The organism is Pseudomonas sp. MYb541, from assembly GCF_037479595.1.
Lineage (GTDB): Bacteria > Pseudomonadota > Gammaproteobacteria > Pseudomonadales > Pseudomonadaceae > Aquipseudomonas > Aquipseudomonas canadensis.
Genome location: NZ_JBBGYS010000034.1, coordinates 13,146 through 33,611, shown reverse-complemented (window position 1 = coordinate 33,611; position 20,466 = coordinate 13,146). Strand labels below are relative to the sequence as shown.

The 20,466-nt window shown below is 60.5% G+C and carries 13 protein-coding genes; 12 read left to right on the top strand and 1 reads right to left on the bottom strand.

Features of this window, described 5'->3' with window-relative positions; all coding sequences use genetic code 11:
- Positions 1–153: 153 nt before the first annotated feature.
- From aspA to WH299_RS20450, 9 genes are all read left to right on the top strand, one after another.
- A complete protein-coding gene (gene aspA / locus WH299_RS20490; protein WP_028618519.1) occupies positions 154–1,578 on the top strand; it encodes an aspartate ammonia-lyase in 1,425 nt (474 codons plus the stop codon).
- Positions 1,579–1,958: 380 nt separating this feature from the next.
- Entirely contained in the window at positions 1,959–3,404 is a 1,446-nt protein-coding gene (locus WH299_RS20485; RefSeq protein WP_028618520.1) for an alanine/glycine:cation symporter family protein, read from the top strand.
- A 76-nt stretch (positions 3,405–3,480) separates the two neighbouring features.
- Positions 3,481–4,458: an asparaginase gene (locus WH299_RS20480; RefSeq protein ID WP_122729946.1), complete on the top strand. Its 978-nt coding sequence runs from the start codon at positions 3,481–3,483 to the stop codon at positions 4,456–4,458.
- Between the two features lie 50 nt (positions 4,459–4,508).
- Positions 4,509–5,501, top strand: a complete 993-nt coding sequence (locus tag WH299_RS20475; RefSeq protein ID WP_122729948.1) for an AraC family transcriptional regulator — start codon at positions 4,509–4,511, stop codon at positions 5,499–5,501.
- Positions 5,502–5,654: 153 nt separating this feature from the next.
- Positions 5,655–6,692, top strand: coding sequence for a histone deacetylase family protein (locus WH299_RS20470; protein WP_123478431.1), 1,038 nt, complete (start codon positions 5,655–5,657; stop codon positions 6,690–6,692).
- Positions 6,689–7,780, top strand: a complete 1,092-nt coding sequence (locus WH299_RS20465; RefSeq protein ID WP_323622949.1) for a polyamine ABC transporter substrate-binding protein — start codon at positions 6,689–6,691, stop codon at positions 7,778–7,780. The genes WH299_RS20470 and WH299_RS20465 overlap by 4 nt, the downstream gene beginning before the upstream one ends.
- A gap of 99 nt (positions 7,781–7,879) precedes the next feature.
- Positions 7,880–9,910: a dermonecrotic toxin domain-containing protein gene (locus WH299_RS20460; protein WP_339551146.1), complete on the top strand. Its 2,031-nt coding sequence runs from the start codon at positions 7,880–7,882 to the stop codon at positions 9,908–9,910.
- Positions 9,911–9,937: 27 nt separating this feature from the next.
- On the top strand, positions 9,938–12,355 hold the full coding sequence (locus tag WH299_RS20455; protein WP_339551145.1) for a hypothetical protein: 2,418 nt from the start codon (positions 9,938–9,940) through the stop codon (positions 12,353–12,355).
- Positions 12,356–12,491: 136 nt separating this feature from the next.
- Positions 12,492–17,054, top strand: coding sequence for a dermonecrotic toxin domain-containing protein (locus WH299_RS20450; protein WP_339551144.1), 4,563 nt, complete (start codon positions 12,492–12,494; stop codon positions 17,052–17,054).
- Here the strand turns inward: WH299_RS20450 and pdxR are convergent.
- Positions 17,051–18,586, bottom strand: coding sequence for a MocR-like pyridoxine biosynthesis transcription factor PdxR (gene pdxR / locus WH299_RS20445; RefSeq protein WP_339551143.1), 1,536 nt, complete (start codon positions 18,584–18,586; stop codon positions 17,051–17,053). The genes WH299_RS20450 and pdxR overlap by 4 nt on opposite strands.
- 87 nt (positions 18,587–18,673) lie before the next feature.
- On the opposite strand from pdxR, the gene WH299_RS20440 reads away from it, so the two are divergent.
- Genes WH299_RS20440 through WH299_RS20430 form a run of 3 tightly spaced genes read left to right on the top strand, consistent with a single transcriptional unit; the run spans position 18,674 to position 20,437 of the window.
- Positions 18,674–19,312, top strand: coding sequence for an FMN-binding negative transcriptional regulator (locus WH299_RS20440; RefSeq protein WP_339551141.1), 639 nt, complete (start codon positions 18,674–18,676; stop codon positions 19,310–19,312).
- On the top strand, positions 19,309–19,755 hold the full coding sequence (locus WH299_RS20435; protein ID WP_339551139.1) for a GNAT family N-acetyltransferase: 447 nt from the start codon (positions 19,309–19,311) through the stop codon (positions 19,753–19,755). Before WH299_RS20440 ends, WH299_RS20435 begins: the two co-directional genes overlap by 4 nt.
- Positions 19,756–19,765: 10 nt before the next feature.
- Positions 19,766–20,437 (top strand): GNAT family N-acetyltransferase, encoded by a 672-nt coding sequence (locus WH299_RS20430; RefSeq protein WP_122729962.1) that lies wholly within the window; start codon positions 19,766–19,768, stop codon positions 20,435–20,437.
- The last annotated feature ends 29 nt before the right edge of the window (positions 20,438–20,466 follow it).

The window sequence follows — 20,466 nt, the reverse complement described above, 5'->3', positions numbered from 1 at the left end:
GGCACACACGCCCGCCATGATAACCGGGTCACACCTGCATTATGCCGTTTGTGCATAGGCCAGTGTTTAACAGCATTGGCCCAAAAACTTCCACAAGCCTAGCATTCGCAGCGTTCCGGCCAGTTCCGGGTCCCTATCGAGATGATTTCCGTCATGTCCTCTGCTGCATCATTCCGTACCGAAAAAGACCTGCTTGGCGTACTTGAAGTACCGGCTCAAGCGTATTACGGCATCCAGACCCTGCGAGCGGTGAACAACTTCCGCCTCTCGGGCGTTCCGATTTCGCATTACCCGAAATTGGTGGTCGGTCTGGCAATGGTCAAGCAAGCGGCGGCTGACGCCAACCGCGAGCTGGGTCAGCTCAGCGAAGCCAAGCACGCTGCCATCAGCGAAGCCTGTGCCCGTCTGATCCGCGGCGATTTCCACGAAGAGTTCGTGGTGGACATGATTCAAGGCGGCGCTGGCACTTCAACCAACATGAATGCCAACGAAGTCATCGCCAACATCGCGTTGGAGGCCATGGGCCACAACAAGGGCGAATACCAGTACCTGCACCCGAACAACGACGTGAACATGGCGCAGTCGACCAACGACGCCTACCCAACCGCGATCCGCCTGGGTCTGCTGCTGGGCCATGACGCGCTGCTGGCCAGCCTCGACAGCCTGATCCAAGCCTTCGCCGCCAAAGGCGTCGAGTTCGGCCATGTGCTGAAAATGGGCCGCACCCAACTGCAAGACGCCGTGCCGATGACCCTCGGCCAGGAATTCCGTGCCTTCGCCACCACCCTGAGCGAAGACCTGGCCCGTCTGAAAACCTTGGCGCCAGAGCTGCTGACCGAAGTGAACCTGGGCGGCACCGCCATCGGCACCGGCATCAACGCCGACCCACGCTACCAGGCCCTGGCCGTACAACGCCTGGCCACCATCAGCGGCCAGCCGCTGGTGCCGGCAGCCGACCTGATCGAAGCCACCTCCGACATGGGCGCCTTCGTGCTGTTCTCCGGCATGCTCAAGCGTACGGCGGTGAAGCTGTCGAAGATCTGCAACGACTTGCGCCTGCTGTCCAGCGGCCCACGTACCGGCATCAACGAGATCAACCTGCCGGCCCGCCAGCCAGGCAGCTCGATCATGCCCGGCAAGGTCAACCCGGTGATCCCGGAAGCCGTGAACCAGGTTGCATTCCAGGTCATCGGTAACGACCTGGCCCTGACCATGGCAGCCGAAGGCGGCCAATTGCAATTGAACGTGATGGAGCCGCTGATCGCTTTCAAGATCTTCGACTCGATCCGCCTGCTGCAACGCGCCATGGACATGCTGCGCGAGCACTGCATCGTCGGCATCACCGCCAACGAAGCACGCTGCCGCGAACTGGTCGAGCACTCCATCGGCCTGGTCACCGCGCTGAACCCGTACATCGGCTATGAAAACGCCACCCGCATCGCGCGTATCGCCCTCGAAAGCGGCCGCGGTGTGCTGGAACTGGTGCGTGAAGAAGGCTTGCTCGACGACGCCATGCTCGACGACATCCTGCGCCCCGAAAACATGATCGCTCCACGTTTGGTCCCGCTGAAGGCCTAAGCGTTTGTTGCACCGCTCACCAGGTTGAGGGACTAGACACCTCTCACCTTTTGAGGGCCTGAAGGCTCGTTCTTCAGGCCCTTTTTTTTGCCTCAAGGTTGTGAAATGACGCCCATAAAAAATCCAATATCGCCCTGCATGCCCGCCTCAGTGCTGAAACCTTTAATCGCCTCGGGCAGACGGATCACGTTCGCCTAGGTATAGTGCCGCCCCTCTTCGCGTCTGCGGCCGTCGGTAACGAGGCCCGGATACAGCGCGAAACCGCATGAATAACAACCCGCAAAAGGATTGGGGTCGAACTGCCGCGCACTGCCTGGTGCCATGCGGCGTGGTCGGACCGTCCTGCGTTTGCCATTAGAAAAATCAGCGAGGAACACTCCATGCTCGAAGTCATCAACGACTTCCTCTCAGGGAAAGTACTGATCGTGCTCATTGTCGGGCTCGGCGGTTATTTCACGATTCGCTCGCGTTTCGTTCAACTGCGTCACTTCTTCCACATGTTCTCGGTGTTCAAAGACAGCCTGAAGAGCAGCTCCGGTCAGCTCAGCTCCTTTCAGGCGCTGATGCTCAGCCTGGCCGGCCGTGTGGGTGCAGGCAACATTGCCGGCGTCGGCATTGCCGTGACCCTGGGTGGCCCCGGTGCCGTGTTCTGGATGTGGGTCACCGCGTTGGTGGGCATGTCTTCGAGCTTCATCGAGTGCTCCCTCGGCCAGTTGTACAAACGCACTGACGCCGAAGGCACCTTCCGTGGCGGCCCGGCCTACTATATCCAGCACGGCCTGCAGAAGCGCTGGCTGGGTATGGTCATGGCCTTCCTGCTGCTGGTGACCTTTGGTTTTGCGTTCAATGGCCTGCAAGCCCACGCCGTGACTCACTCGCTGAACAACGCCTTCGGCCTCGACACCACCTACACCGGCCTTGCGCTGGCTGTATTGCTGGGCCTGGTGTTCATCGGCGGGATCAAGCGTATTGCCTCGATTGCCGACCTGCTGGTGCCGGTCAAGACCTTGGTGTACATCGCCGTGACCCTGTATGTGATCGTGCTGCAATTCGACCACGTTCCGGCCATGCTCGCGACCATCGTCAAGAGTGCTTTCGGTCTCGACCAAGCCTTCGGTGGCTTGGTCGGCAGTGCAATTATCATGGGTGTAAAGCGCGGCGTCTTCGCCAACGAAGCCGGTCTGGGCAGTGCGCCTAACGTGGCGGCGGTGGCTTCTGTAGAACACCCGATTGCCCAGGGCGTGGTCCAGGCGTTCAGCGTGTTCCTCGACACCTTCGTGATCTGCACCTGTACTGCGCTGCTGATCCTGCTTTCCGGCTTCTACACCCCAGGCTTTGAAGGCGACGGCATTGCCCTGACCCAGAACTCCCTGGCCGCTGTGGTCGGCGACTGGGGCCGCATGTTCATCTCCGTGGCCCTGGCGTTGTTCGTGTTCACTTCGATCATGTACAACTACTACCTCGGCGAGAGCAACCTGCGCTTCCTGGTCGGTAACAACCGCAAGGTGCTGATGGGCTACCGCGCACTGGTGCTTGTGTTGATTTTCTGGGGTTCCATCGAGAACCTGAGCACCGTGTTCGCCTTCGCTGACATCACCATGACCATGCTCGCGTTCGTCAACCTGTTCGCCCTGGCGTTCCTGTTCAAGATCGCCATGCGCATCCTGAACGACTACGACAACCAGCGCGCAGCGGGCATCAAGACCCCGGTGTTCGATTCCAGTCAATTCCCTGACCTGGACCTGGACCGCAAGGCCTGGCCGGCCAATCCGGTAAAACCGGAAGCAGCGCCATCGGCAGAGCTGAACGCTCAAACGCAACGCTAAGCGTAGATAGATGACACGCCGCCTCGCCTTGGGCATGCTCTGGGCCCGGCGGCGTTTTTCGTTCAGGAGAATCTCAATGTCAGCATCCAACAACGTCATGGTGCTCTACACCGGCGGCACCATCGGCATGCAGGCCAGCGCCAATGGCCTGGCCCCCGCATCCGGCTTCGAAGCCCGCATGCGCGAACAGCTTGCCAACGAGCAACTGCCCAACTGGCGTTTTCGGGAAATGTCGCCACTGATCGATAGCGCCAACATGACCCCGGACTACTGGCAGCGTTTGCGCACGGCCGTGGTCGAGGCGGTGGATGAAGGCTGCGATGGCGTACTGATCCTGCATGGCACCGACACCCTGGCCTACAGCGCGGCGGCCATGAGCTTCCAATTGCTCGGCCTGCCTGCGCCAGTGGTGTTTACCGGCTCGATGTTGCCCGCCGGCGTGCCCGACAGCGATGCCTGGGAAAACGTCAGCGGCGCGTTGATTGCCCTGGGGGCAGGCCTGGCGCCCGGCGTTCACCTGTATTTCCATGGCGCGCTGATGGCGCCGACCCGCTGCGCGAAGATCCGCAGTTTTGGCCGTCATCCGTTTGCCGCATTGCAACGCAACGGCGGCGTGGCCCAGGCCGATGTAATCCCGGCGGCGCTGCATTTTCGCCAGCCGAAAGCGTTGGCTAATGTCGGCGTGCTGCCGCTGGTGCCTGGCATTGCTGCCGCGCAACTGGATGCGCTGATCGACAGCGGCATCCAGGCACTGATCCTTGAATGCTTCGGCAGCGGCACCGGGCCAAGCGACAACCCCGCGTTCCTCGCCAGCCTGCAACGCGCGCAGACTGAAGGGATTGCGGTCGTAGCCATCACCCAATGCCATGAAGGCGGCGTAGAGCTGGACGTCTACGAAGCCGGCAGTCGCCTGCGCGGCGTGGGCGTATTGTCCGGCGGCGGCATGACCCGGGAAGCAGCGTTCGGCAAGCTCAATGCGCTGATCGGTGCCGGGCTCGCTACCCAGGAAGTCCGCCGCCTGGTGGAGCTGGACCTGTGCGGCGAGTTGCGCTGAGCGGCATGTAACTTGCTCCTCTTCCAGCCATCCCGTGGCTGGAAGACTCTATGTTGCACTCCCACCTCACTACCCTCAACGCCGTCTCGCTGGTCATTGATGCGTTCAAGGCCGAAGGCTTGCCCGCTGAAACGTTGCTCGCGGGCAGCGGCATTTGCGCCGCGGACTTGAGCCGCGCCGACGCCTGCATCACCACCAACCAGGAGATGCGTGTATGTACCAACGCAGTCGCGCTGCGGCGGGATATTGGCCTCGAATTGGGCCGCAAGATGCATGTGTCGTCCTACGGCATGCTCGGTTATGCCCTGCTCACCTGTGCCACCTTCGGTGACGCTTTGCGCCTGGCTCTGCGCTACCCGGCGCTGTTGGGAACACTTTTCGAGCTGAGCCTGGAAAACGACGGTGAGCGTATCTGGCTGACTGCCGCCGATTACCGGGAAACGCCCGCGCTGGAAATGTTCAACGTCGAATTCTGCCTGGTTTCGCTGAAACTCATCTGCGACGACCTGCTGGGCCAGCCGCTGCCGTTACTCGGCGCGTGTTTCGAATACAGCGCGCCGGACTATCACGCGCGCTACCACGAGTGCTTCGCGTGCTCGCTGCATTTTGAAGCCAGCGCCAACGCCTTCGCGTTTGATAAGCGCTGGCTCGACCAGCCGCTGCCACTGGCCGACGCCGTCACCCATCAAGCCGTGACCGATCGCTGTCGCAAGCAGAACCTGGAGTTCACCGGGCGTCAGGCCTGGCTGGGTCGAATCCGCCGCCTGCTCGCCGCCCAGCTCCACGCCGCGCCCGGCATTGAAGGTTTGGCTGAGCAGATGAACTGTTCCGCGCGAACCTTGCGTCGGCGTCTGCATGACTTGGGCAGCAGCTACCAAGAACTGCTCGACGAGCTGCGCTTCGACCGCGCCAAACAGTTGCTGGGGCAGAACGAACTGCCAATCTACCGAATCGCCGAACAACTCGGTTTCAGTGAAACAGCCAGCTTTCGCCACGCATTTGTACGCTGGAGTGGTGTGGCCCCCAGTCAATTTCGCCCCTGACGCATCGCAATGGCGCGCCGATGCGCGCTAACGGGGCGAATTGCGGACACACAATTTGGCCGTATTTATCCCCTTTTGGCCGCTCTTGCCGTTTTCTTAAAACCGCCCCACCGCAAGACTGCATTGACTGACACAGCTTGCGGAGAACAACAAATGCTGACGATCTACTCAGACGATCACCACCTGCACCACGGCCGTTGTGAACTGATGGACGGGCAACTGATGCCCTGCTTCGAAATGCCCTCGCGGGCCGATCACGTGCTGCAACGGGTAAAAGACCGCGAACTGGGCCCGGTCCACGCCCCGCAGGACTTTGGCTTGGCACCGCTGCAACGCATCCACAGCCGCGACTACCTCGACTTCTTCCAAGGCGCCTGGCAACGCTGGACCGCCTACGGCCAGGACGGCGACCTGTTGCCCTACACCTGGCCCGCCCGCACCTTGCGCCGTGTGTTGCCCACCAGCCTGCACGGCCAACTCGGTTACTACAGCTTCGACGGCGGCGCGCCGATCACCGCCGGCACCTGGCAAGCAGCGTATAGCGCGGCGCAAGTGGCGCTCACGGCGCAACAGGCGATCCAGCAAGGCGCGCACAGTGCTTTCGCGCTGTGTCGCCCGCCAGGCCATCACGCTGCCAGCGATTTGATGGGCGGTTATTGCTACCTCAACAACGCCGCCATCGCCGCCCAGGCCTTTCTCGATCACGGCCACCAGAAGGTCGCGATCCTCGACGTCGACTACCACCATGGCAACGGCACGCAGTCGATCTTCTATGCGCGCAGCGACGTGCTGTTCACCTCGATCCACGGCCACCCGGAAGCAGAGTTCCCGTTCTTTCTCGGTTATGCCGATGAGTTGGGCGAAGGTGCAGGTGAAGGCTTCAACTTCAATTACCCGCTGCCTGCAGGTTCCGGCTGGGACCAGTGGAGCACAGCGCTTGAAGAGGCCTGCGCCGAGATTGAACGCTATGGCGCCGACATCATCGTCGTGTCCCTGGGCGTGGACACCTTCAAGGACGACCCTATCTCGCAGTTCAAACTCGACAGCCCGGACTACCTGGCGATGGGCACACGTATCGCCCGCCTGGGCAAACCCACGCTGTTCGTGATGGAAGGCGGCTACGCCGTCGAAGAAATCGGCATCAACGCCGTTAACGTCCTCGAAGGTTTCGAACAAGGATCAGCACCATGAAGATGCTCAAGTACGTTGCCCTCTGCGCTGCCGTTCTCGGCGGCGCCGCCCACGCCGAAGAGAAAACCCTGCGGGTCTACAACTGGTTCGACTACATCACGCCCAAGGCGCTCGAAGACTTCAAGACACAAACCCCCACGGTCAAATTGGTGTACGACATCTTCGATACCAACGAAGCCCTGGAAGCCAAACTGCTCACCGGAAACTCCGGCTATGACGTGGTAGTGCCATCCAATGTGTTCCTGGCCAAGCAAATCGAGGCCGGAGTTTTCCAACCGCTGGACCGCAGCCATCTGCCCAACTGGAACCACCTCGACCCCAAGCTGATGAAGCTGATCGAAGCCAATGACCCGGGCAACAAATTCGCCGTGCCCTACATGTACGGCACCATCCTGATCGGCTTCAACCCCGACAAGGTCAAGGCAGCGTTGGGCAGCGACGCACCGGTCGACAGCTGGGACCTGATTTTCAAGGAAGAGAACATCAGCAAGCTCAAGCAATGTGGTGTCGCCCTGCTGGACTCGCCTTCGGAAATCCTGCCCCTGGCCCTGCAACACTTGGGCCTGGACCCCAACAGCAGCAACCCCAAGGACTATGAGAAAGCCGAAGCGCTGCTAATGAAAATCCGCCCGTACATCACCTATTTCCACTCGTCCAAGTACATGGCCGACATCGCCAACGGTGACATCTGCGTGGCCGTCGGCTATTCCGGCAGCTTCTCCCAAGCCGCCAACCGGGCCAAGGAGGCCAAGAACGGCGTGACCGTAGACATGCGCCTGCCCAAAGAAGGCGCGCCAATCTGGTTCGACATGCTCGCCATTCCCAAAGGTGCGAAAAACCCGCAGGACGCCTACACCTTCATCAACTACCTGCTGCAACCGCAGGTGATCGCACCGATCAGCGATTTTGTCGGCTACCCCAACCCCAACAAGGACGCCACCGAACAGGTTGACCCGTCGATTCGCAACAACCCCAATCTGTACCCGACCGAGGCGGCGATGGCCACGCTCTACACGCTCAAGCCGCTGACCCGTGACGCCGAGCGCGCTCGCACGCGGGCCTGGACCAAGATCAAATCGGGCACCTGAGCCCCTGCGCCAAGGGACAGTTAGTTACTACCCGGGGCTGACTGTCTCTCGCTACGTTCTGCTCATTCGGGAATTTCCCGCCTGACCAGGACTGCCTGCATGAACGCCCTGCTGACCCTAAGTGACCTGACTCACCAAACCAACCTCGGCCCCTCGCTCTACGAAGTGGCCACCCAACTGCTGCGCGACGCACTGAAAACCCTTGAGCCTGCGCTGGATATCGACCCCGACAGCGCGACCATCGCCACGCCCATGTCAGACCAGACGTTTGTCTTTGAAAGCCTGACCCACACTCTGATTACCCAAGCCCTGGAAGGTGGCAGCGCCGATTACTTCAACGGCCTGCACTTCCTGACGCTGACGCCAACAGCCGCTGCTCCCGTGCAACTGGATGTGGACATGACGCAACTGAGCGGGCTGCTGAACGCCTGCAACCAAATGCTGTTTGTCACCTGCCAGGAGCGCCAGCTGGATTTCTGGAACGGCACCGTCGAACGACTGCCGCGCTGGAAGAAGCTGTCCGAGACGCTCAAGGAGGCACTCAATGTCAGCCGAGTACCTGGCTGGAACACAGACCACTGCACCCTGGCCCGCTTGATCGCGGACAACCCCACCCTGGCAGAGCGCCGATTGCTCACGCCGTTAGCCACAATCAAGGTTGGCCTGCCCGACATTGATCAGGTCGGAGGCGAACAGCACCAACATCTGATGCTCGACGGTGGTGTGATTATCAGTGGCACTTATAGACGCCAGGCCATGCACCTGATGTACAGCATCAGCCACGGCTACGAAGCGTTTGAATCCATGAGCAAGCTGGGCGAGTCCATCGCTGCGCGCCTCGATAGGGATCTGGACGCGTCACACCTCACCTGGCGCCTTTATGAGCCCGACGGCAGTGTTTTCGACTACGTCGTCTGGGCCCTTATCGCTGCGTACATCCAGGCCGCCGGTACGCTTTCAGGGGGCGGCATGCCCTCTTTTGATAACGATACTCAACGTGTGGACCAGCTTTCCTCCGAGGACAAAGCTGGCCTTACTCAACTCCAAGCCTCGATGCCGGACTGGATGAAAACTGCATCCATGGACGATCAATTGGAATACAGCCGTTATTTGAGAACCCTGGGCAAACTTCACACGCAATACGATATGTCGGCCGCCAACGGCGACATCCTCCCCATCGGTAGCTTCGCCCAAACCAAAATGCGCGACGCGATTACAGCCGATAAAAAGCCTGGGGCAGAGGCACTGATACTCGACAACCTGACGATCACCACCACCGACAGCATGGACGTCGGCGGGCTGCTACTGCCTGATCCCGCCAGCCGCAAAAAAGAAACGCTGGGTGAGTTCGCCCTGCAAAACACGCCGCCCTTCATGGGCTCCCTCGCCTTTACCGATCAAACCAGCGTTCCCGACTGGCTGACACTTGACTACCTCAACCAAAAGGCAGAGCAGCTCAATATTGGCGACACCTACCCTGCACTGATCAAGCAGACCTTACTTGACGATGCCGCTCAGGCAACTCGCCACAAGGCCAGCTACATGCGCCTGTTGCCCGTGTTGCTGCCCATGCGGGCATTGGAGTGCAAACTCAGGCATCAGGGTGCAATGGACGAACGTGGCTACCGCCTGGTCTGTCAGAGTCTGGAAAAACCGGCAACCGGCGCGGTTATACGCCCACTGGCGTTTATCCCGCAGCGGCGCTTGAGCGGTTCCAGCGATCGAGTCGCCAATATGTTCATCATCACCGCGCAGGGTTCGCCCAATGGGCTGTGTGTACTCTATCGCCCCATGTTCGACCCACCGTTCCTGCAATTTCCCTCGGCGCAAAACCTGCTGTACGCGCTGCACCAGGATGGCGAACTGCGGGAAAACGTATTGGCCTGGCTGGCCACCCCGGCCTTGAGTTTCGAGTACGCCAGCTATGTGTTCGGCCAACACCTGCCCTCACTGTGGACCCTGACCCAACTGGCTTTCGAGCCGTTGATTCATCTGGACATGATCGGCGATGTGAGCCTGGATACCACACCTGTAAGCGGCGACGTGCTCGAACACCTGTACCGGGAAAACGCCGATGCGCTTATAGCGCTGGCTGACCGTCAATCGGTGTCCAACCGCGAACGACGCTAGGCGTTACTGGGGGAAAGTGGCTGGGCCGTGTTCAGCGTGGCGAGCAACTTTTTCACCGGTTCGGCAGGCACTGCCGTGTGGGTCTGGCAAAGCATCGATAAAATCCAGCGGGCGCTGGGCGACTACGAAAAAGGCGTGGGCTTGATTAACTGGAAGTCGATTGCCGATGTACTTCTGGCATTCAGCATCCTCATGGCTCAACGCGTGGCGCAACGACGCATGGCCGGCAAGCATGAAGGGCTCGCCACGACCCCATCCGGCCCGCCTCCGGCCAAGCAGCGTGTCAGCATCACCCACGAACCGCTTGCGCTCACGGGTACGCTACCGCTCCCACACCTGGGGGCCTTGGCGCCCGAGGTCATCGCCGCGCCGCGCAGTGGTATTGGGTTCGAGCAGTACATCAGCACCTTCACCGTGCCAAGGCACACCGAAATCGAAGCGCATTTGAACGCAGCCAGCCACCTCTATGAATGGGAGGGCAAACACTACGCATCGGTGGGCGCGCACTGGTTCCAGATCAAGGTCACGCCAAACGGTCCCCATGTGATCCAGGACCCGAAACAACCTGGACGGACCGGTTTCGAGGTGAAATACGACACCGTTACCCAACAATGGTATTGGGACCTGAAACTGCGCCTGCGTGGTGGTGGAAAAACCCAAGCCGAACTCGCTCGAAAAGCAAAACTCGCGGCGCTGGACCAGCAACTGACTGAATTTGTCCAACCCAAGAACCAACTGGCGCGCAAAGCCCGCGCGGACATGGGGCAACACGCCTATGAGCAGCTCCCCCGGCAGGAAACCCTGGACCTTTACTTGCGGCAATTGAAGATCACCATGGATCAATGCCAGGGCGCCATCGATCAGTTCAACGAGTGGTTAACGCTGGGTGGGCGGTCGCGGGCGGCCCACGAAACGCGCCTGAGAGTCACCGCCGAACATCTGTTCTACGTTACCCAATGGCTCAAAGATGTCCGCTTGACCTACAACGTCAAGGCCCGCGCCGCCATGGACGGCATCGACTTCACTACCGTGCCCGCCAATGCCGGACATCTGGAACACACTCGCCAGGTGATTGCGCTGGGACGCGAAATGATCGATCACATCCAGACATTTGAAAAAGCCAGCCCCGGCCTGACCACCATGATCACCAACCCGAGTTTATCCAGGACACAAATAGAAAAAATCAGGATGGTCAACACCAATGCGTCGCGCGTGCTCAAGCAACGTGACGTGCAGTATTTACAAATCAATGAAATCGGACTGTCCGGTGAACTGTGTATCAGTCTCCCCTGGAACGCTGCCAACGCACAGGCACGCACGGCGGTGGCGCAGCTTTTCGAGGTCACCTGCACCGCCGCCAGTGAACTGCTGCGCTGGGAAAAAAGCCAGAAAACGCCGGCCACGGCGAGCCAGGATGTCACCACCCTGGACGGCCTGGTGGACCGTTTTGCCGACGCTGCCCAACGCCTGGCGCAACTGCCTGAACAGTATCCCGAGCAACTGGAGAGCGGGCCCCTTGAACGCGTGCTCACGCTGGTCCAAGGGTTTCAGACACACACCATTTCACAACGTGTGACGCTATTGCGCGAACAACGCAAACAGCAAAAAAACGCTCCGGCCCAGGCTGGCACTTCACGTGCGGCCAAAAAATCCAGCAAGGCCACAGCAAGCCCGCCAACACCAGCAGAGCCTGCATCGTCCCTGGACGAAGAGTCCGCCGAATTGATCATCATCACGCCCAAGGCCGTCACGCCCACATCCATCACCGGCAGCGACACCACTATCGTTAAACAAGCTCTGGAACTGAGCCTGCCGGAGAGCGTCGACGGGTTTATCCAACGCACTACGCTAGATGCACAGCGCTACTACCGAATTGCCGAGGATGTCGATCATCTGTTTGACCGGCAGGCAAGCAAATACGAGCAAGCGGCGCGCGATGTCGAACGCATACTGGCGAAACAAACCGAGGAAGGCTCTTCAGAATTTCCGGTCAGCACCTTGCCCAGGCAACTGCGCGAAATCGCCGAAAGAACCCGTCGGGCGAGCATTGGCGTCCACGCCGACATGCTCAAACGCAAAAAGCCGCGGCAAACGTACTTTCAGTGGCTGCTGGACCACCAGCAGATCAAGCTGCAACGTGACCCACGCGGCAAGATCCTGACCCAAAAAGCTCAGGACTACTTCCAGGAATACCAAATCCTGGATCGCAGCCGAAACGACGCACCCCTGTGGGTCGCGCATTTTCACTATGTCGGCCTGAACATGCCGGCCGAGCAATTCAGTGCGGCCCACCTGAAAATCGCCGAACCCTACCTTGCGACCCTGATGCCCGCCCTGCGCGAGCAATTAAGCGCCCTGACACCCATCGACTATGAGCAACGCAAGCTCACCGCCCCTGAAACCGTAGCGATGTTCCTGGCACTGGAACCGCAGCCTGCTAACTAATTAACACCCCGCAACCTGACGCCGCTCCTAACGTGTGCCAGCCCTAACCGCGCCTCACGTCAGGAGCGGCCATGGTTCTTCGCCACATGACGCAAACCTGCGACATCGCACTTTTCCAAGGCTAAGGAATGCCTCAATGAACGACCTTATCTCCTCAGTAAACAGCGAATTACTCACTCAAGTGACTACCGGCCCGTCCCTGCGTGAGGTCGCCTCGGTAACCTTGCGCGAGGCGTTGCGCGAACTTTACCCGCGGTTGGACATCAACCCGGACCTGGCCACCGTGAACGACCCGCGATGGTACCTTCGCGACGGTGAAATCATCCGCGGCGAGCCGCATTCCGAAACCCTCACCGGCCTATTGGCGCGCAGTGCAGTTTCGCACAAGCCGGTGGTCTGTCTCGATCGCATGCACTTTCTGGTCTACCCCTTGGGCAACGAGCCTGACGTACACCTTCCCGTCAGGATCGACGCGATAGCCCGCTTGATCAACGAACTGGCACCGCTGTTATTTGTGTCTCACCAGGAACAGCAATTGGCGTTCTGGAACCACACCGTCGACGCCAGTGGCCCACGCTGGCGAATGCTTGCCAAGTCACTGCGCAATGTCTGGAATGTACAAGCGGTCGAAGGCTGGGACGCTGACGACTGCGCCGTGGCGCTTGCGATGTATCACTATCCCGTTTACGCAGAGCGCCTGCCTCACGACAAATACGGCACACGGGCCTACCTGGTCGACCTCGATATACAGGACGGTACAACCGTGCGGCACTTGAACGTCAGCGCGCTTTCCGTGCTGATCGCCACCCACGGCGCGCGCACCATCATCCTCAGCCACTCGATCGGTGGCGGGTATGCAAAGTTCGCCGACCTGGAAGCCTTCGGCCAATCACTGTTGCCTTACGCAGGCAACTTAAACGGCAAGACCCTGAACTGGCGGTTGCTGGAACCGGACGGTGATTTTTTCGAGCAACAGGCCTGTAGCGTGATTGGCTTGCAAATTGAGGCCATCGGTCAGATCGGTGCGGCGCCAACCCACAGGCCCACGCAGTTGGCTGCCGAACCTGTCGGCGCGCAAGCGGCTGACCTTTCCGTGATCAACCAAACGCGTATCCGCAGCGTACAACGTGCATTGCCGTCCTGGCTACTGCAGGCCTCGGAAACCGACCAGTCGGACTATGGGCGCTACCTGATGGACCTGGCCGCTCTGACGACGCGCAACGAAGGCAAAACCTTCGTCGACGATCTGCCAACCCTCACCGACTTTGCCCGCCAAGCGCTTCGTGCGCAGCTCATCAAGGAGCATCCCGAAGCCACCCACCTGAACGTTGATCATGTCGAGATCACCGTCACCAGCCAAGTGGTCTGGGGCACAGTGGCGATTCCCGGCGAAACGCAGACTGTGACATTAAGCCTTGTCGAACTGGCCCTGCAAAACCTCGTCGCGCTGCCACTGGGCAACAAAACCGTGCGTTACCGGGATGGCAGCCCAACGCCAAACTGGATGACAGCAGCGTACCTCGATCGACTGGTCACCCAAGCTGATATCGGTAAACACTACCCCGAACTGGTCAACACACTGCTGCTGGCCAACCCCGGGCAAGTCTTGCAGCGTCAAGGCCTGTACGCCGAGCAACTGCGCCTGCAACTGCCCTTGCTGGCGTTGCAATACAAGATTCGTGGCCTGTTCAACGTTGACGAACGGGGTTATCGCTATGTGTGCGCTGTGATGGCCGTTGAAACGCACCAGCGGCAGGTGGATGGCTATACGGTCGAAATCAGGCCGTTGGCGTTGCGCCCCACATGGCGCCTGGGCGGCGGTGCGGACCGGGTCGAAAACATGTTTATCATCGGGCCACAGGACCCCAAAAACGGCCCGTGCCTGTTGTATCGACCGCTTTCCAACGAACCGCTGATGCAGTTCCCGTCACTGACCAACGTGCTTTACGCAATCAAGCAGGACACGCCGTTGCGCGACGCAGTACTTGCTTGGTTGCCTGACAATGTACGCCTGAATTACGCCCAATTTGTCTTCCCTGGCAAAGTGCCTTCGCCTTGGGTATTGCCCGCGCTGCTCAGCAGACCCATGAGTTCGCTGGCGATGGTTGGCCCGATCGAGTTCGGCACCCAGACACTGGGCTCAAACTACTTCGCGGCGCTTTATAATGCCAACGCCCGCGCCCTGCTGACACTGGCAGACCGTCAGTCGGTGTCCAATGCCGAGGCGCGCTGGGAAAGCTTCAAACACGCAGGCTGGATCGTCCTTAACGCTGCACTGCCGTTCCTGGGCCGCACGGCAGGCGCGGCGGCCTGGATCTGGCAAATCATGGACGACCTGCAGGTCATCATCGACGCCAAAGAAAGCGGCGACCGAACCACGACCATTTCAGCCGTGGTAGACATTTTTCTGAACCTGGCCATGGCCCTGGCGCTGCACATCAGCCAGCGACACGCGCCAGCCAGCGAGCCTGAAAAGCCAGGCATCACGCCTGCCCCTGCGTTGCCGGCCAAACCGTCAATCCTTCAAAAACCCATGATCGAAACCGGGCACCTGCCCCCTGGCCATGAACTCACGCTGCTTACCCACGGTGCCCTGACCCGCAGCCCGCTGGGCCTGTCCCATACGCTGGACAGTTTCAGCCTGGCGAAGCCCGAAGGCTTGGGGCGGCAGAACACTACTGCCGGGCCGTACCTGCACCTCTACCCGAAGGGCGAGAAGTGGTACGTCCCCGTCGCACAGCGCTGGTTTGAAGTGACGTTCGATGAAAACGAGACCGTGCTGATCATCGACCCCAAAAACCCGAGCCGAGAGGGCCCCGCCTTGATCAACAACCTGCGGGGCCAATGGTTTGTCGACACCCGTCTGCGCCTGCGGGGTGGCGGGCTACGCAGCCAACGGCGCAAAGGCCAGGCCCTGCGGCCACCAAAAATCCAGGAGTTGCGAGAGCAACTGGAGGCATTCGACGCTCAGACAGAGCGACGGCGCCAGCAAATGGTGGGGCTCCAGACCGCCATCAAACAGGCATCACCCGGCAATCAGGCCGCAGCGCGCACCACCTACCTGACCGAAGTTAGCGCGCGCCTTGAGGAACTGGACGTGCCGATCGCAAAGCTCAAGTCGCTGAACATCCTCGATACCGTGCCTCGTTATCAGGAGGCCATGCTCAGCTACCTTGAGGACCAGATCATCCTGGGGCAAAGCGCCGCTACCGAGCAACTCATTCGCTTTCGGGATGGGCTGCATACCGTCACGGAATTCCTGGACAAGACAGACCTGCCAGACACCCCCATGGCGCTTGAAGATTGCCGTGCCGTCGACACCTCCACCCAGAACGTGATCGACCGTATCCAATACATGCACTCACGCTTCAAGGAAGCCCACTCACTGGGTTTCAAAGGCGCAGAACTGGTTCAGCACTACGAACCACTGTTGTCCAAAGTAGGACTGGATGAGCTCAAGGCTTTCCGGATTACGCTGTCGCGCTATCTGTGCCTGAACGACGGCACTAAGGTGAGCCCGGACGGCGCCTATTCGGTCATCGGCCAATTGGTTGACAGAGCCGACCTGGCGGTACAAAGCCTGTGCGAAACCTTGCAACCGGACAACCTCACGCCGCTGGATGAACAGATTGAGGTCCTCGACAACCTGGTGGACCAATTCACGGGGGTGGATCAAAGCCTGGCAGACTTGCCGGCGGATTTCCCCCTGGACGTGCACCGGCCGTCTCTCGAAACTTTGAAAAACCTCACCGAAGAATTTGCGCAACGGGCAGTCAAACGCCTGGTTACGCTGTTGCGTGAACGCAAAGCGTTAGAGCCGGTCAGTGCCGGCCCATCTACGTCCACACCGCGCCAAAGGGTGATCAAGACCCGTTTCAAGGGGATAGTCGTCGGGGAAGAGCGGCCGCCGCTAGGCGCCGAGAAAACCCCTTTGGTCGAGGTCAAGCAGCCATTGACCGGCAAAGTGATTGCCGTCTTTCACGAAAAGGACGGACTGTGGGTTGAACACAAGTCCCCCACCTCGCCGCCTGTGCGGCCGACATCGCGTAGCTTGACCGCCACTATCGCCAGTGCCCAGACGTTGTTCGATGATACCGACCACTTCGTTGAGCGCACCAAAAGCCTGTCCGCTGACGTACGGCGGCTGCCAGTGGAGATCGAAGAGCGCTTTCACCGCCGGGCCGGACAATTGGAAGAGGCCGGCCGCGAGATCGAAGAGGCCTTGACCGCTGCCAACTTGACCGAAAGTACATCGACGTCAGCCGCCCAGATCAATCGCAACCTGGACACGGCGATCAAGCGTCTCTACACCGAGGGCCGCCGGGTCAAGCTCGACATGCTCAAGCAGCGCCCGCCGACGGCCGCACATGTTGAACTGCTGTACAACGAAAAAGAGGTCACCATCAACCCGATACCGGGCTCACGCACTAAGCTCGCCGGGCGCAACAAAGGGTATTTGAAGGAGTACGAAATCCTCGACGCCGCCAACTCGAACGCGCTGTGGTACGCGCACTTTCACTACAACGAACTGGTCGGGCCCGAAGCGGCCTACACCGCCGCGCACTTGAAGACCAAGGCGCAGCGGCGCCTGGGCGGCAAGTATCAATCGCCTGGCCCGCGCGATGACCGCGGCAATATTGCCGTGTACCGCAGTGAAATCGGGCCCAAGCTGGCGCGGTCACTGTTTTTCAAGGATTAGCGCCACACCTCGCGCAGGCGTGCCAACGCCTGATCGATGGCGTCCTCAGGCACGGCGGCAAATCCCAGCACCAGGCCGGCACGCGCGTCCGGCGCGGTGTTGGAATCCGGCAGCCAGTAACTGCTCAAGCCATTGACCTCGACCCCCACCGCGTGAGCCAGCTCCAGCAGCTCACGCTCGCGGGCCAGGCTGTCGACCCGCACGGTGAGGTGCAGGCCGGCCATCACCTGCGGCAGGCTGCCCACACCCGGCAAACCTTGAGGCCAGCCGGCCAGCAGCGCGTTGCGCCGACTCAACGCCGCACGCCGCATCCGGCGAATGTGCCGCTGGAAATGCCCGGCCGCCATGAATTCGGCCATGACGGCCTGGGTGCTGACTTCGGAGTGGCGCATGTCCACCGCGCGCCGCCGGGAGAAGGCATCCACCAGGCCCGGCGGTAACACCAGGTAGCCCAGGCGCAACGCGGGAAAGGCCACCTTGCCGAACGTGCCGACGTACAACACCCGCCCGCCACGGTCCAGTGCCGCCAGGGGCGAAAGCGGCGCGCCGCTGTAGCGGTACTCGCCATCGTAGTCATCCTCGATGATCCAACCGCTCGTGCGCTCGGCCCAGGCCAGCAATTCCAGGCGCCGCGCCAGGCTCATGACCACGCCCAGCGGATACTGATGAGACGGGGTGACATAGGCCACCCGGCAGTCATCCAGCGTGTTGAGCACCTGGCAATCAATGCCCTCACCGTCCACGGGTATGCCGTGCAAACGCCCGCCGGCCAAGGCGAACGCATGCCCTGCCGCGCGGTAGCCTGGGTTTTCCAGCGCCACGCCGTTGCCCGGCTCGACCAGCAACTGTGCACAAAGGCTGATCGCCTGCTGCGCGCCACTGGTGATCACTATTTGTTCAGCCGTGCACTGCATGCCCCGTGAGCTACGCAGGTAGGCGGCGATCAAACCGCGCAGGCGACCGTCGCCCGCAGGGTCGCCGTAACAGAGTTGTTCCAGGTCCGGCTTGCGCCAAAACGCCCCGTTCAGCTTGGCCCATACCTCAAATGGGAACAGATCGAACGCCGGTACGCCTACCCGAAATGCCCGTGGCGGTCCCGCTGGAGGCTGGGGCAGATGGTTGGTTTTTATCTGCGCCAAGCCCCGGCTGTGGATAACTTCACTGTCCAGATCCTCCGGTAAATTGCCCCATTTTGTGGATAAGGCTGGGGATAAGCCTGTCGATAACCCTGTGGATACTTTTGTGGATAGTTTTTTAGCCGTGGGCAATTGGGCTACGTAAGTGCCGTCACCGACCCGACTCTCAATAAACCCCTCCGCATACAACTGGTCATAGGCGCGCACCACGCTGTTACGGGAAATCGACAACGCTGCCGCCAAGTCACGGGTAGCCGGCAAGCGCGTGCCGCTGACCAGCCGCCCGTCCAGCACGCGCTGGCGCAAGGCTTCATACAGCTGGCGCGTCAGCCCTTGGCGGCGGTCCAGCTCAATACCGGCGGGGTTGAACGACAAGGGCGGTGAGACAGGCGACATATTGGACCTATGAAATGGCTGCCAGATGGATCTTTAAACCAGCCATTAGCCTGCCTAGGATGCAAGCATTCGCCAAGGAATATTTGCATGTACACACCGCGCGCCTTTGCCCTCGATGATTTGCCCGAAATCCAGCAACTGATCCAGCACACTCGCCTGGCACAGCTTGTGACCGTTGGTGAGCAAGGCTTGCTGGCCAGCCACTTACCGCTGTTGCTTAACCTCGATGAGGGCGCGAACGGCACGCTGTACGGGCACCTGGCCAAAGCCAATCCTCAATGGAAGGATTTGCAGAACGGTAGCGAAGCCCTGGTCATTTTTGCCGGTGCCGAGGCCTATATCAGCCCTGCGTTTTACCCGGCCAAGGCCGAGCACGGCAAAGTGGTGCCCACCTGGAACTACATCGCCGTGCACGCCTATGGCACGCCTGAGGTATTCAGCGACGCCGAGCGCTTGCTCAGCGTGGTCACGGCGCTGACGGATCGCCATGAATCAGGGCGCGCCCAACCCTGGAAAGTCAGCGACGCCCCGGCCGACTACATTGACGGCATGCTCAAGGCCATCGTCGGCTTCGCCCTGCCGGTGGAGCGCCTGATCGGCAAACGCAAACTCAGCCAGAACCGCAGCCCGGCCGACATGGCTGGCGTACGCGAAGGCCTGGCCGCCAGCCCCGACGTGCGCGACCAGACCCTCGCCCGCTTCATTCCCCAAGGAGCTTCAGAATGAGCCCGATCGACATCCGCCCCGTCACCGCCGCCGACCACGCCGCGTGGTTGCCGTTGTGGCAGGCATATTTGACGTTCTACAACACCGAACTGCCGGACGCTGTGAGCCAAAGCACCTGGCAACGCCTGATCGACGCCAACGAGCTGACCCATTCGGCGCTGGCCTGGCAGGATGGCAAAGCGGTGGGCATGGTCAACTTCATCTACCATCGTTCCAACTGGAGCATCGAAAACTCCTGCTACCTGCAGGATCTGCTCGTGGTGCCGACCCAACGCGGCACCGGTGTCGGCCGCAAGCTGATCGAATTCGTCTACGCCACCGCCAAGGCCGATGGATGTGCCAAGGTGCACTGGCTGACCCACGAAACCAACGCCACCGCGATCCAGCTGTACGAACGCATCGCCGAACGCCCGGGTTTCATCCAATTTCGCAAAGGCCTTTAAGGAGCGCAGCATGTCCACTTCCCTCGCCGACTGGAAAGGCGTCCCGGCACCGACCGTGCAACTGCTTGAAGGGCGTTTTATCCGCCTGGAAAAACTCGACCCCACGCGCCATGGCGATGATTTATTTCAAGCGCTGCAAGGTCCCAATGCCGACCCGAAACTGTGGGATTACTTGCCATACGGCCCATTCCCGGAGCGCAGCGCCTTCAATGACTGGCTGAACAACCACGCGGCCCACAAAGACCCGTATTTCTTCAGTGTGATCGACCGCGTCACCGGCCAGGTTCAGGGTCTACTCAGCCTGATGTCCATCGTCCCCGAGCAAGGTCGCATTGAAATCGGCCACGTCACCTTTGGCGCGCCGATGCAGCGCTCGCCGAAAAGCACCGAGGCGGTATACCTGCTGGCCAAATACGCGTTCGACCAAGGTAACCGCCGCCTGGAGTGGAAGTGCAACAACGCCAATGGCCGTTCCAAATACGCAGCCGAGCGATTGGGGTTCAGCTTTGAGGGCGTGTTCCGCCAGCACACAGTGGTGAAAGGCAAGAACCGGGATACCGCGTGGTACTCGATCATCGATTCGGAGTGGCCGAAGATTGAGGCGGGTTTTGAGAAGTGGTTGTCGCAGGCCAATCAGAGCGGTGACGGGCAGGTGAAAAGCCTGGCGCAGTGCCGGGCCTGATGATGTAGAGGATTGTTCCCACAGGGGTG